This is a genomic window from Enterococcus asini ATCC 700915 (assembly GCF_000407365.1).
Classification (GTDB): Bacteria; Bacillota; Bacilli; order Lactobacillales; family Enterococcaceae; genus Enterococcus_C; species Enterococcus_C asini.
In genome coordinates this window covers 1,101,178-1,114,036 of the sequence record NZ_ASVU01000001.1, presented here as the reverse complement: position 1 = coordinate 1,114,036, position 12,859 = coordinate 1,101,178, and the positions used below count along the sequence as shown (strand labels likewise).

The window sequence follows — 12,859 nt, the reverse complement described above, 5'->3', positions numbered from 1 at the left end:
AGAAAGGAGTTCTTCTCATGACTAGCTTACACAAAAATCAAGTTAAATTCAATTCAAATATCACTATTTCACATACCGGTGGTCGTCTATCAAGTGATTCGGGGTTAGTCCTGGTTAAAGAATTAATGAATACCTTCGGCTTTTCGCACTTAGCTAAACAATGGCTCCATATTACAGATCATCGGGCTTATTTTACCCATGATAACTTAGCGATATTGGAACAGCTTATTATGCAATTAATTGCTGGTTACTCGGCAGACTCATCAGCTAATCTATTAAGACGGGATCCTGTCTTTCAAGCTGTACTCGGTAAAAAACAGTTGGCATCACAATCCTCAATCTCACGGTTTCTGGATCGTTTCACCGAGGAGAACATCGATCAACTCCAAGCATTAAATCAGTCATTGATTGATAAAGCACGTTTAATTCGCAATGACACCGAGTTAATCATTGATGTCGATTCCACACATTCGGATACCTTTGGACGCCAAGAACAAACAGATTATAATGCCCATTATCAAACCTACGGCTATCACCCATTAGTTGCCTTTGATGGACTGACCGGAGATTTCTTAAAAGCTGAACTGCGTTCAGGCAATCAGTACACATCTAAAGGGGTAAAAGCCTTTATCAACCCGCTTTTACACCACTACAAGAGCACGTTACCTCATACCGAGATATTGGTTCGGGGTGACAGCGGCTTCGCCACACCAGAGGTGTATGAGTCTTGTGAAGCAACTGAAAGCCAGTACGTTATCCGATTAAAGAGCAATCGGAGGTTAAGTCAGTTAGCTGAACATTCTGTTCTTTACGGGGACAATCAAGAATGGGAAGAGCGAGAAGTGCAGTATTTTTCACTACCTTATCAAGCACAATCCTGGTCGAAACCTCGTCGTGTCTGTATACGCTCCGTCCGTGAAGGAGGAGAATTGCTATTTCATCATGCGTTTATTGTGACTAATCTATCCGACAATGTCTCGCCTGAAGTCATATTTTCTCTTTACGGCAAGCGAGGAACAATGGAAAATTTCATCAAAGAAGCGAAAGGTGGCTTTTACTTCGATAAAACAGATAGCCCGCGTTTCTTAGAAAATCATGTCAGAATGATGATCAGTGTCCTTGCATACAACCTCGTTAATTTTTTAAAAAGCATTGGTTTTGATAAAGTGAACCAGGGCATGACGATTCATTCCATCCGGCTGATATTGCTTAAAGTAGCCGGTAAACTTGTTCAGACTGGGAGACAGGTCTATCTCAAACTGTCAAGTTATCATGTGTATCAAACTGAATTTTATAAGGTTTTTGAACGCCTGCGGCGATCCAAACAATGGATTTAGACTAGTTATCACACAAATTTTTTAACCGATTCTTTTTCAAGGGATTCGTCTGCCCTTAAATAGACAAATAATTTTTATTATGATCTTCTTCCGTAGGCATCCTGTTCGAAAACACATTATTTTGGAAGAAAGTATCTGCCTAATTTAAAAATTGGCAATTTGTTCAAAAAAACAGGTTAAATTTAGAGCTATGAATTATTCAGGTTCATTTTTCTTTTTTAAAAATATCTTAAACTTTTCTTTAGGTCAAATGATTGCGTATTTTTCTCACAATAAACCGTCATTTCATGACACTCCAAGGGAAACATGGTAAAATGGCTAAGGAATAAAGTGAGGTGAAAATCATGGTACCATTTATTATTTACTGGGCTACTATTATTGTCTGCATCGCGTGGGCTGCATTGAGCGTTTTCTTCACCATTTTTTACTTGGCAAGAAAAGAAAACGGCAACTTGTGGGCTTTTGCATTGTTTAATGTCATCGCCGCAATCGCTTTGGCTATCGTCTTGGCGATCTACCGCACTTGGGGTTGGGGCATTACTCAATACTCCAGCTTAATCTATTTGATTTTGGGCGTCTTAGTTGTACTTTCTGTCCTACAAGCGATCCTTGGTCGGGAACCAAAACCAAAAAACGCCTAAGTAATCCTTGAAACCAGTCTTCATTTAAGATTGGTTTTTTTGTTTTCTGAAAAAATTGACATTCTCTTTCAATTCTAGTAAACTCCAGTATGTAAATCAGATAATTATTAAAATCGAGATACCGACTTCACCGAGTAGAGGTTGCGAAGGTCATTACACCTGCAGAGCATAGCATTGCACTGAAGCAGGCCTAGGGACATTCGCCGAAACGACAAGGGGATGCTACTCCTTTTTCGTTGGGCTGCAAATGAACAATTTGCAGACTGTCTTGGCAATTGCCAAGGTGCGCTATGTTTTGTGAGTGGTTTGTCAACGCATTTTTGTTAACAGCCGTTTCCTAAGCATAGGGACGGCTGTTTTTTTGTTCGCCAAAACGGACAGAAACTTCCCCGATTGCAAGCGGATCTCAAGAAGGAGCAAAAGTATGAAAAAGAAGTTCACCCTGTTTGTCTTGTTAAGTTTCTTAGTGCCCTTTATCACGTTGGGACTATCGCAAAATGTTAGTGCCGATGAGAAAACCCCAATAGATACCTTCCGAGTAGGTATGGAAGCAGGGTACGCCCCTTTCAACTGGACCCAAACCAACGATAAAAATGGTGCGGTGCCCATTGGTGACAGCAACAATAGCTGGGCTGGAGGCTACGATGTCCAAATCGCCAAAAAAATCGCTGACGGCCTAGGGAAAAAACTGGAAATCGTCAAAACCGAATGGGACGGCCTACCGGTGGCCTTACAGTCCGGAAGAATCGACGCTGTAATCGCCGGCATGTCCCCGACTGCGGAACGAAAAAAAGAAATTGATTTTAGCAATCCTTACTATGAATCAGATTTAGTAGTCGTGGTCCGCGCCGATAGCAAATACGCCAAGGCAACTTCCTTAGAAGATTTCGCCGGAGCCAAAATTACCGCCCAACAATCCACTTTCCACTACACGGTAATCGACCAAATTCCACAGGTGGAAAAACGCCAAGCCTCCAAAAGTTTCTCCCAAATGCGGGCAGCCTTACTTGCGGGAGATATCGACGGGTATGTCAGCGAGCGACCTGAAGGCGTCACTGCGGAAACCGCAAACGAGAAATACAAAATGGTGGAATTTGCGGAAGGCCAGGGTTTTAAAACCAACCCTGAAGATGTGCAAGTAGCCATTGGAATGCGCAAAGACGATCCTGATATCGCCAAAGTCAATGAAATTTTAGGCGGAATTTCTGCCGATGAGCGGGTTAAATTAATGGATCAAGCGATTAAAGACCAACCGGTAAGCACCCAAGAAAAAGGTGGGCTGATGCATGACTTTAAAAATATTTGGAACAACTATGGCAAGCTCTTCTTACAAGGGGCGGGCTTAACCCTCTTTATCGCCGTCTTTTCCACCGTGGTGGGAACCGGGATTGGTTTATTGATTGGTGTTTTCCGTACGTTGCCAAAAGCGACCAGCAAACTAGGTACTCTGCTCCAAAAACTTTGCAACAGCTTATTGACCATTTACATCGAAGTTTTCCGTGGCACCCCAATGATGGTGCAAGCCATGGTCATCTTCTACGGTTTAGGTATGGCTTTTGGCATTAATTTGGATCGAACCTTCGCCGCCTTATTGATTGTTTCCATTAATACTGGGGCGTATATGTCAGAAATCGTCCGGGGAGGGATTTTCGCCGTGGATGCGGGGCAATTTGAAGCCGCTCAAGCCATTGGGATGACCCACGGACAAACCATGCGCAAAGTCGTCTTGCCACAAGTCTTGCGTAATATCTTACCGGCTACCGGAAATGAACTTGTGATCAATATTAAAGATACCGCGGTCTTAAGCGTGATTTCTGTAGCGGACCTCTTCTTCCAAGGGAACTCTGCTGCCGGAACCAACTACCAATATTTCCAAACCTTTGCCATTATCGGGGTGATGTATTTGGTAATGACCATCACCGTTTCCCGGCTTTTGCGTTTCTTGGAAAGTCGCTTGGATGGCCCCGCTTCCTATGAAAAAACCGAGACCGCTACCTCTGGGGAATTGAAAGAATAGGAGAAGAACTCATGACAGAATCCATCATTGAAATCAAACATTTAAAGAAAAGCTTCGGGGACAATGAAGTCTTAAAAGACATCGACTTTGCGGTGAAAAAAGGCGAAGTGGTCTCCATCATCGGTTCCTCTGGTTCCGGAAAATCCACCTTATTGCGTTGTATCAACCTTTTGGAGACACCGACTAGTGGGGAGATTTACTACAAAGGAGAAAATGTCCTTGCCAAAGGCTACAGCTTGACCAAATACCGGACGCACCTAGGCATGGTCTTCCAATCTTTCAATCTCTTTAACAATCTGAATGTCTTGGAAAACTGCACCACCGGCCAAACTACCGTCTTGAAACGGGACAATGCCGAAGCCAAAAAAGTTGCTCTGGCGAATTTGGAAAAAGTCGGCATGGCCAGCTTCCAAAATGCTATGCCCGCTCAGCTTTCTGGGGGACAAAAACAGCGGGTGGCGCTAGCCCGTGCTTTGTCCATGAATCCAGACGTGATGCTTTTTGACGAACCCACCTCCGCTCTCGATCCGGAGATGGTCGGCGAAGTTTTGAAAGCCATGAAAGACTTGGCCCACACTGGCTTGACCATGGTAATCGTGACCCACGAAATGGCCTTTGCCAGAGATGTATCTGACCGGGTGATCTTCATGGACAAAGGTGTGATTGCCGAAGAAGGAACCCCGGAAGAAATCTTCGGTCACCCCAAAGAAGCCCGCACCAAGGAATTCTTGTCCCGGGTTTTGGAAAGCGAATAAAATGTGTTTTAAGGCGAGGATTTTACTCCTCGCCTTTTTTAGATAAAAAACGTTGTCTTCGTGGGATTTATCTGGTATTTTGTTATAGATTCTGTTCATCTATTTCTCATTTTTAAAGGAGTTTCTTCATGGAAAAAAAATTACGTTTTCGCGATTATTTATTTGTTGGCTCCATGCTCTTTGGACTGTTTTTTGGTGCCGGCAATCTGATTTTTCCCGTGCACATGGGACAAGAAGCAGGGAGTAATATCTTCATGGCCAACCTTGGCTTTTTAGTCACCGGAATTGGCTTACCTTTTCTCGGGGTCGTGGCCATTGGAGTCTCTCGTAGCAATGGCCTGTTCGATTTGGCTTCCCGGATCAACAAACGCTACGCCTTGATTTTCACGGTGTTGTTGTATCTGGTCATTGGTCCTTTTTTCGCCTTGCCGCGTCTGGCCACTACTTCTTTTGAAATCGGACTGGCCCCCTTTCTCCCTCAAGCTCAGCACCAATTGTTCTTAGCCTTGTTTAGCCTTTTATTCTTTATCACGGCTTGGGCTTTGTCCCGGAAGCCTTCGAAGCTTTTGGTTTACGTGGGGAAATTTCTGAATCCGGTCTTTCTCCTGCTGCTAGGAGTGCTCTTGGCCTTCGCTTTCTTTAAACCTTTAGGCAGCATTGCCGATGCCCCGGTTCAAGCGGCTTATCAGCACAATGTTTTCGTCACTGGGTTCACTCAAGGCTACAACACCTTGGATGCTCTGGCTTCATTGGCTTTTGGGATCATCATCATCAAAACCTTGAAAGGCATGGGCGTGGAAAAACCCGCGACCCTCGCCATTGATACGGTGAAATCCGGCTCCATTAGTATTATTTTAATGGGTATCATTTACTCTCTACTGGCCTTTATGGGGACCATGAGCTTAGGGAAGTTTCCCTTAAGTGAAAACGGTGGGATCGCCCTCGCTCAGATTGCCAAGTATTATTTAGGCACTGGGGGCAGCCTATTGTTGGCCCTAATCGTGATCATCGCTTGTTTGAAGACCGCCATCGGCCTGATTACTGCCTTTTCCGAAACCTTCGTGGAATTATTCCCGCAACGCAGCTATGGCTTTTTTGTGGCTCTAGCCAGTATTTTGCCTTGCTTGTTTGCCAACGTGGGTTTGACGAAGATTATCGAATTTTCCACACCGGTCTTGATGTTCATCTATCCTTTGGCGATTACTTTGATTCTCTTAGGTTTGTTTGGTCCTTTGTTCGGTCAGCGTGGGAGTGTCTACCGGCTGACGACTTATTTCACCTTGATTGCGGCCTTTTTTGATGGCTTAAAAGCCAGCCCTAGTGTGATTCAAGAAAGTGCTCTCGCCCAAAACTTGCTCCAAGTAGCTGAGAAATTCCTCCCGTTTTTTGACATTGGCATGGGTTGGATTTTACCGGCTTCCATCGGATTTATTTTAGGATTGCTTTGGAGCTTTCTAAAAAAGGAACCTAAATAACAAAGAAAAAACGCTCGCTTTTTGGCGGGCGTCTTTTTTCGTATGATTCTTCACAAAGCCGTCATTCCGGGAATAATTCACGGTTTTTGTTTATGCACAACAATTGTTATCAACTGACAGTTTCGCCAAAAAACGCTACAATAGGCTTAAAGAGTAACCGAATGGAGGATGTTCTTTTATGCACTTTGAGGAATTACTCATGGATTCGTCAACCCTAATAAAATATAAGTTATTTAAAAAAATTATGTATTTGGCAAGTCCTAGTTATCCGATTGCCCAGATTGCTTCTGAAATGAAACTCAATTACCAACAAACCGTTATTGATTTAACCGAAATTGATCAAGAATTGGCCCAGTTGGATCCGGAGCATCAGTCGATTCTCTTACGGGCCGGGAAGATCAACAGTCAAAATCTCTCCTGTACATTGGATGACTACCGCTATCACTTGCTCCAATCATCGGTTCCCTTCCAATTTATTTTGTATTTCCTAAATGAGGACCAACCAAGCATCGATGATTTTTGTATCCGCTACAACTCCAGCCGTTCCACCGTCTCGCGTAAAATCGAAAGTCTCAAAACTTATCTGAAACAATTCAAACTGCGCTTTACTTATACGGAAGCCGGCATGGCTGGTGACGAGCGCTTAATTCGCTTAGCCCTTTTCAATATTACTTGGCTGGGCGTCAAAGGAGTCACTTGGCCTTTTCCTGCCATGGATGAGGCGATTGCCGAGGACTTAGTGGACCGCTTCGCCATTCATTTTCCACTTGCGCGCACCTATATCGGACGCCACGAATTGAAGTTTTTGGCGGCGATTTTTTATCTGCGCTTGAAAAAACAAAACTACGTGCGCTATGACAAATCCTACAATTTCTTGTTGAAGGACAATTCCTATTACGATATGACGAAGCTCGATGATTGGGAATTCTTTGATTTAAATCCGCGGCAAAAAAGACAAGAAGTCAGCTTCATTTATTTCTTGTCCCACATCATTCCTTTCTATACCATCGACGACGATCCGGCTTTACTGCACACCTTAAAAGACTTTGCCCAACGCCCGAACCCGGTGTACTTACTGGCACAAGACTATTTGGCTTGGGCCAAAGAGCACTTCTTCCAAGACTATGAAGAGGTTTTGAGTCAGCCGACCATTTTGGGCAATTTGCTGAATGTTGGCTTTGGCTACTACACGATTAAGCATCCTTTCCCGAGCATCCCCCATATTTTAGGGCGAGAACAAGCCCCGGTCCGTAGCTTGCGAGAGCTCCAAGAAGGCAGTCAGGACTTTTTAACCGAGATCAGCGGGCGGGAAGATTATCGTTCTTTTCTAACACCGGAGACGATTCCTTTGATCGCCAAATCTTTCACCGAAATCTTGGAACCCTTCTTTGATTGGAAAAAATTCGCCACCAAGGTCAACGTGGGCATTGCCTTAGAGCACAATTATTTGCTGATTACCAACTTGCAACGCTTCTTAGCAGAGACGAGATTTGCTACTTGGGAGACCTTTAACAGTGCGCACCTGAAGGACTACGATCTGGTCATCACCTCTTCTTTGATCCTCAGTCGACAATTTCCAGAGGCGAATGTCTTCTTTTGGGACCACACTGGTAGCGAACCCCAGTCTATTGCGTTGTTGCAACACTTGGCGACTTTGGTCCGCAAAAAAAATCGCTAAAGAATTGGAAACTTAAACAGATGATTAGGCTTTTTTCACATATCCTTCACATTTCCTAGCTATAGTATACACATACCAACAAACAACCCTAACACTTTTTCATTTTTTAACTCCTTGCCTACCAGCCTCCAACTGGTAGGCTCTTTTTTTGCCTGTTGATGAGCTTAAGGGTTTCCTGAAGGTTTCTTTACAATTTTGGCTTTTTCCCATCATGAAATCTTCAAACTTCTTGGGTATTCTTTATTCATACCAACAAACCCTAACACTTTTTCATTTTTCTCCTCTTTTTCGCCGCCTGACCAGCGGCGATTTTTTTGTTTAATGCATTGGTAATAATCAAAAAGCGCCTGTCAGCTTAATTACTGACAGACGCTTTTTTGCTAAATAATTCTAGCTCCTAGGGTATTTTTAAAGTGTCGCAGTGCCCATTCATGGCCGACTTCATCGAAGCTAGCCACGCATTTTTCGGGAATCACTAGCTGATAGCCTAGATTATAGGCGTCTACCGCGGTATGCAAGACGCAGATATCCGTGCAGACCCCGGTGAGGTAAAGTTCACGAATGCCTCGCTCTCGCAAGCGAATATCCAAATCCGTCCCACTAAAGGCGGAGTAGTGACGCTTGTCGATCCAGTAAGCAGTTTCCTTCTCCTGATGGGCTTCGTACAATGTCTCCAAGCTGCCGTAAAGCTTGCGGCCACTCGTACCGATCACATTGTGAGGTGGAAATAATTTGTTCTCCGGATGATACTGGTCAGCAGGGTCGTGGGCGTCAATGGCGAAAACCACATACTCCCCGGCTTCCAGAAAAGCTTGCGTTAAAGTCACTAATTCACTTTCGATGGCTTGGCCTGCCTCGCCGGTAGTCAACTTGCCGTCAGTAGCCACAAAATCATTGGTGTAATCAATGGAGATCAATGCTTTCATCGTCTTTTCCTCCTTGGATTCTTCGGTGCTGCCAATCAGTCGTCTTTTTTGCTTAGACTAGGTGGTGCAAAAATTCCAAAACCATCTGGGCAGAGCGTTTTCCGGCTTCGTCGATAAATTCGTCAAAGGTTTGGGCCGCTTCGTGATCCGCCGTGTCGCTAATCGCCCGTACCACTAAGAAAGGAATTTGGAAGAGCATGGCTGTTTGGGCCACTGCGGCTCCTTCCATTTCATTGGCTAAAGCATCTGGGAAGTGTTGCAAGATTTCTTTGACTTTGGCTTGGTCGTTAACAAAGGTATCTCCGGTCACAATCAGCCCTTTGTGCACGTGGTGATTGGTAGCCGCCGCGGCTTTTTCCATTTCGCTGATCAAATAGCGACTGGCCTCGAAGTACAAAGGCATCCCTGCTGGCAATTGGCCGTATTGGTAGCCAAAGCCGGTCACGTCCACATCAAAGTAGGCCAATTTTTCAGAGATGACCACATCCCCTACCGCTAGGCCTTTGCCGATGCCCCCAGCGGAACCGGAATTGATCACCATGTTGACGCCATATTTTTGAATCAAGAGGCTGGTAATCGTGCTGGCAGCGACTTTACCGATGCCGGAACGCACCAAAATCACCTCATGGGCCCCGATGCCCCCGGAGATAAACAAGGCGTTTGCCCGCTCCCAGGAAACCGGATGATCCAGGTTTTCCCGTAGCACTTTGATTTCTTGATCCATGGCACAAATAATTCCAATTTTCATTTTGATTAGCTCCTATTCATTTCACATTCAATTTTATAAGAAGAAAGTCGCTAGCATTACTACGACGATCAATAAGCAGACCACCACAATGGAGCGGACTAAAAAGCCATTTAGCTCCCGGGATTTTTGATTTTCCACACTACGGCTTTTCTTCAAAGTCTTTGGCGCCTTGGCTTCTTTGCGGAAAAAGCTAGAGCCCCGCTTTTTACTTGGGGCTACCCCATTTTCCTCAGAGCCTGGTACTTGCTCTTGAATCAAGGGTTGCTCCCGGGTCAAGGTGGCTTTGGGAATCCGGGTCACATTGTGTGCCGATTGTTCGGAGTCGACTGTTTGTGTCTGCTCCCGGTCGGCTTTTTCCCGGTGTTTGCGCAAGCTACTGCGGGTGATTAAAGGTTCTTTAGCCATGGCACTCCCGTCCTTTCGCCAGGGCCAACTGCCAGTATTGAATGGCATAAATGGTCTTGGCATCGCAGATTTCCCCGGTTTTCATTCGTTCTAAGGCCTCATCTAAGGTCAGCTCATAGACTTCCAGCACTTCATCCTCATCCATGGCTCGAGGGTTTTCGACTTTTTCCAAGCCTTCTGCCAAATACAGATGAAGCATTTCATTGGCAAAGCCTGGGGAAAGGTACATGGAAGCCAGATGGGTCATCTTTTGCGGACGATAGCCGGTTTCTTCTTCTAATTCCCGGGCGCCGGTCACTTCTGGATGACTGCCTTCTCCTGGATCGATTTTCCCTGCTGGAATTTCTAAGATCACCCGTTCCAAAGGTTTGCGGAATTGGCGGACAAAAAGCATCTTCTCGGCCGGCGTAATGGCCACGATGCCCACGCCTCCAGGATGGAAGACTAGCTCCCGTTTGGCCGTACCTCCCATAGGCAAAGCCACTTCATCTAAGGCTACTTCGATAATTTTACCGGTAAATAGCGTTTCACGTTTGATCGTTTTTTCTTCAAAAGCTTCAAAAGAAAGCATTTCTCTCCCACTTTCATTCGGTTATTCTAGTTTTAGGGTCGTTTAGGCGACCGTGATCTACTTGTAGTATACACGTTTTCCAAAAGCCTTGGGAGTTAAAAATCCCTTGAGAACCTTATGTTTTTCCTAAATTAAAAAAATCAACCCTTAGTCTGATTTTTTTTGCCTAGGCTGCGTGCTAAAATGGTTTCGTAGACATCACCGGTGCTAAAAACCGGCAAGGGAACGAACTAACCAATTTTACTTCACTTACCTACTTTTAGGAGGATACATTCATGAAAAAAATCATCCTGACAACGATTGGGGGACTCGTGCTTCTGAGCTTGTTTGTCGGTATGGCCGACTCGAACTTTACGCTCTTCCCACTCTTACTGGTCGCCTTTGGGGTTTTCCTCGTGGTCACCGGCTTGAAAGGGAGTCCGAAAAAGAAGACGAACAAGCAAGGTCTGCCCCTTCTATCCAAGGAAAAAGAAGAGCACTACTTGCAATCTGGCATGAGCCAAAGCGAAATTGAATATTTCCGAGACACCATGGGCATGGCAAAAGAACAAATCGAGCAGCTCCAAAAAAACATCAACAAAAATGCCAAATTAAAAGCCATCGATTTGCGCCGGGATACGTTACGGGCGGCCAAAGCTTTGTTTAAAGAATTGGTAAAAGAACCACAAAAACTGCACTGCGCCAACCATTTTCTTTACACACACCTGCCAAACATGGTCGATCTCACAGACAAATTTATCGAAATCAATGAACACGAAATCAAAAGTCGGGAAACCTACGAAAAGATTGAAGAAAGTGCTCAGATTATCGATCAAATGGCCTCTTTAATCGCCCAAGATTACCAACAATTTGTGGCAGATGATTTTGAAGAGATGGACGTGGAGCTTTCCATTGCCAAACAAAGTCTAAAACGAGATAATGTAAATAGGACAGCTGAAAAAATCTAGCGGTGACGCTAGATTTTTTTCGAAACGAACTGGAGGAATAATGATGACTGATAACAATAACGTACCTCAGCAAAATGTAGATTCCGCATTAGAAGATTTACTAGGCACGCCTTTTTCCACACCTGTGGGGGCCTTGACGGAAACCCAACAAAATGAAATCAATGCGTTAAAAGAGCAACAACAAGCCGATCGCTTAGTGGATAAATTGCCCCCTGAACGGCAACAGCAAGCCCGAGAGCTAGCAGAAAAAATCGACGCTACCGACCAGCAAGGGGTTATCACATACGGCGCCGTGGCGCAACAAAAACTAAGCGAGTTTTCTCAGTCTATGTTAAACCACGTACAAGCCAATGATATCGGCCCTGTGGGGGATAGCTTAACGGAACTGATGTATCGCTTAAACGAAGCCAACCCAGACGATCTTCGGGCGGGAGAAGGCAGCTTGTTTAAACGGATGTTTGGCAAAGTGAAACAATCCATCTACGAAATCACCGCCAAATACCAAAAAATCGGCGCCCAAATCGACAAAATCGCCGTAAAATTGGACAAAGAAAAGAACGGTCTTTTAAAAGACAACTTAATGTTGGAACAGCTTTACCATAAAAACAAGGACTACTTCGAAGCCTTGAATATCTACATCGCCGCGGGAGAACTCAAAGCGGAAGAATTAAAAACCAAGATCATCCCGGAAGCCATGGCAAAAGCCCAAGCAAGTGGCGACCAAATGGACGTGCAAATCGTCAACGATTACAGCCAATTTTTGGATCGCTTGGACAAACGGACTCATGACTTGCGCCTAGCGCGACAAATCACCATCCAACAAGCACCACAGATTCGCTTGATTCAAAATACCAACCAAGCATTGGCAGAAAAAATCCAAGCGTCCATTAACACTGCTATTCCTTTGTGGAAAAACCAAGTGGTCATCGCTTTGACCCTCTTGCGTCAAAAAGATGCGGTGACTGCACAACGGCAAGTTTCTGAAACCACTAACGACCTTTTGAAGAAGAACTCCGAATTGCTGAAGGTCTCGGCCATCGAAACCGCCAAGGAAAACGAACGAGGAATCGTGGACATCGAAACCTTGCAAAAGACTCAAAACGACTTGGTAGAAACCATCCAAGAAACCTTGCGCATCCAACAAGAAGGCAAGGAAAAACGTCGGGCCGCCGAAGTGGAATTGGTCAATATGGAAGAAGATTTGAAAACCAAACTTTTGGAATTAACTTCTGGCCCACAAAAATAAGGCCTCTGCGCTTCGCTGCTCTGTTTTAAGCACGGAACTAGTAAACTTACATGAGTGAACCAAAAGCCCCTGAAAGACGCTAATACGCGGCTTTCAGGGGCTTTTTTTGCGAA

Annotated in this window: 12 protein-coding genes and 1 riboswitch; of the genes, 8 read left to right on the top strand and 4 right to left on the bottom strand. The window is 44.8% G+C overall.

Annotated elements, in window-relative coordinates; translation table 11 throughout:
* Window positions 1-17 precede the first annotated feature (17 nt).
* The 6 genes from I579_RS05485 to I579_RS05460 all read left to right on the top strand — a co-directional run bounded on the left by I579_RS05485 (window position 18) and on the right by I579_RS05460 (window position 7,903).
* A complete protein-coding gene (locus tag I579_RS05485) occupies window positions 18-1,337 on the top strand; it encodes an IS1380-like element ISSsu5 family transposase (protein ID WP_002338419.1) in 1,320 nt (439 codons plus the stop codon).
* Between the two features lie 344 nt (window positions 1,338-1,681).
* The gene (locus tag I579_RS05480; protein WP_010754598.1) at window positions 1,682-1,978 is read left to right on the top strand and encodes a hypothetical protein; all 297 of its coding nucleotides are present in this window, start codon (window positions 1,682-1,684) and stop codon (window positions 1,976-1,978) included.
* Window positions 1,979-2,105: 127 nt separating this feature from the next.
* Window positions 2,106-2,277: riboswitch (Lysine riboswitch) on the top strand.
* Window positions 2,278-2,402: 125 nt separating this feature from the next.
* Window positions 2,403-3,995, top strand: coding sequence for an ABC transporter permease subunit (locus I579_RS05475; protein ID WP_010754599.1), 1,593 nt, complete (start codon window positions 2,403-2,405; stop codon window positions 3,993-3,995).
* 11 nt (window positions 3,996-4,006) lie between these two features.
* Window positions 4,007-4,750: an amino acid ABC transporter ATP-binding protein gene (locus tag I579_RS05470; RefSeq protein WP_010754600.1), complete on the top strand. Its 744-nt coding sequence runs from the start codon at window positions 4,007-4,009 to the stop codon at window positions 4,748-4,750.
* Window positions 4,751-4,878: 128 nt separating this feature from the next.
* Window positions 4,879-6,225 carry a branched-chain amino acid transport system II carrier protein gene (gene brnQ, locus I579_RS05465; protein ID WP_010754601.1) on the top strand — a complete coding sequence of 449 codons (1,347 nt, stop codon included), beginning with the start codon at window positions 4,879-4,881 and terminating at the stop codon, window positions 6,223-6,225.
* A 244-nt stretch (window positions 6,226-6,469) separates the two neighbouring features.
* Window positions 6,470-7,903 carry a helix-turn-helix domain-containing protein gene (locus I579_RS05460; protein WP_162138696.1) on the top strand — a complete coding sequence of 478 codons (1,434 nt, stop codon included), beginning with the start codon at window positions 6,470-6,472 and terminating at the stop codon, window positions 7,901-7,903.
* Window positions 7,904-8,283: 380 nt separating this feature from the next.
* On the opposite strand, the gene I579_RS05455 is transcribed toward I579_RS05460, so the two are convergent.
* From I579_RS05455 to I579_RS05440, 4 genes are read right to left on the bottom strand one after another with little or no spacing between them, the layout of a single operon-like run.
* Window positions 8,284-8,829, bottom strand: coding sequence for a cysteine hydrolase family protein (locus I579_RS05455; RefSeq protein WP_010754603.1), 546 nt, complete (start codon window positions 8,827-8,829; stop codon window positions 8,284-8,286).
* A gap of 52 nt (window positions 8,830-8,881) precedes the next feature.
* Window positions 8,882-9,577: a 5'-methylthioadenosine/adenosylhomocysteine nucleosidase gene (locus tag I579_RS05450; protein WP_010754604.1), complete on the bottom strand. Its 696-nt coding sequence runs from the start codon at window positions 9,575-9,577 to the stop codon at window positions 8,882-8,884.
* 33 nt (window positions 9,578-9,610) lie between these two features.
* Window positions 9,611-9,982: a cell wall synthase accessory phosphoprotein MacP gene (macP, locus tag I579_RS05445; protein WP_010754605.1), complete on the bottom strand. Its 372-nt coding sequence runs from the start codon at window positions 9,980-9,982 to the stop codon at window positions 9,611-9,613.
* Complete coding sequence (locus I579_RS05440) at window positions 9,975-10,553, bottom strand: NUDIX hydrolase (protein ID WP_010754606.1); 579 nt, start codon at window positions 10,551-10,553, stop codon at window positions 9,975-9,977. The genes macP and I579_RS05440 overlap by 8 nt, the downstream gene beginning before the upstream one ends.
* Before the next feature lie 275 nt (window positions 10,554-10,828).
* Between I579_RS05440 and I579_RS05435 the strand changes: the two genes are divergently transcribed.
* Window positions 10,829-11,500 carry a 5-bromo-4-chloroindolyl phosphate hydrolysis family protein gene (locus I579_RS05435; RefSeq protein ID WP_010754607.1) on the top strand — a complete coding sequence of 224 codons (672 nt, stop codon included), beginning with the start codon at window positions 10,829-10,831 and terminating at the stop codon, window positions 11,498-11,500.
* Between the two features lie 43 nt (window positions 11,501-11,543).
* Window positions 11,544-12,746 carry a toxic anion resistance protein gene (locus I579_RS05430; RefSeq protein ID WP_010754608.1) on the top strand — a complete coding sequence of 401 codons (1,203 nt, stop codon included), beginning with the start codon at window positions 11,544-11,546 and terminating at the stop codon, window positions 12,744-12,746.
* Window positions 12,747-12,859: the final 113 nt, after the last annotated feature.

What these genes read in the sequence shown, in the direction of transcription:
- I579_RS05485 (WP_002338419.1), top strand. Translation starts at nt 18, where the DNA reads ATGACTAGCTTACACAAAAATCAAGTTAAATTCAATTCAAATATCACT.
- I579_RS05480 (WP_010754598.1), top strand. Translation starts at nt 1,682, where the DNA reads ATGGTACCATTTATTATTTACTGGGCTACTATTATTGTCTGCATCGCG.
- I579_RS05475 (WP_010754599.1), top strand. Translation starts at nt 2,403, where the DNA reads ATGAAAAAGAAGTTCACCCTGTTTGTCTTGTTAAGTTTCTTAGTGCCC.
- I579_RS05470 (WP_010754600.1), top strand. Translation starts at nt 4,007, where the DNA reads ATGACAGAATCCATCATTGAAATCAAACATTTAAAGAAAAGCTTCGGG.
- brnQ (WP_010754601.1), top strand. Translation starts at nt 4,879, where the DNA reads ATGGAAAAAAAATTACGTTTTCGCGATTATTTATTTGTTGGCTCCATG.
- I579_RS05460 (WP_162138696.1), top strand. Translation starts at nt 6,470, where the DNA reads ATGTATTTGGCAAGTCCTAGTTATCCGATTGCCCAGATTGCTTCTGAA.
- I579_RS05455 (WP_010754603.1), bottom strand. Translation starts at nt 8,829, where the DNA reads ATGAAAGCATTGATCTCCATTGATTACACCAATGATTTTGTGGCTACT.
- I579_RS05450 (WP_010754604.1), bottom strand. Translation starts at nt 9,577, where the DNA reads ATGAAAATTGGAATTATTTGTGCCATGGATCAAGAAATCAAAGTGCTA.
- macP (WP_010754605.1), bottom strand. Translation starts at nt 9,982, where the DNA reads ATGGCTAAAGAACCTTTAATCACCCGCAGTAGCTTGCGCAAACACCGG.
- I579_RS05440 (WP_010754606.1), bottom strand. Translation starts at nt 10,553, where the DNA reads ATGCTTTCTTTTGAAGCTTTTGAAGAAAAAACGATCAAACGTGAAACG.
- I579_RS05435 (WP_010754607.1), top strand. Translation starts at nt 10,829, where the DNA reads ATGAAAAAAATCATCCTGACAACGATTGGGGGACTCGTGCTTCTGAGC.
- I579_RS05430 (WP_010754608.1), top strand. Translation starts at nt 11,544, where the DNA reads ATGACTGATAACAATAACGTACCTCAGCAAAATGTAGATTCCGCATTA.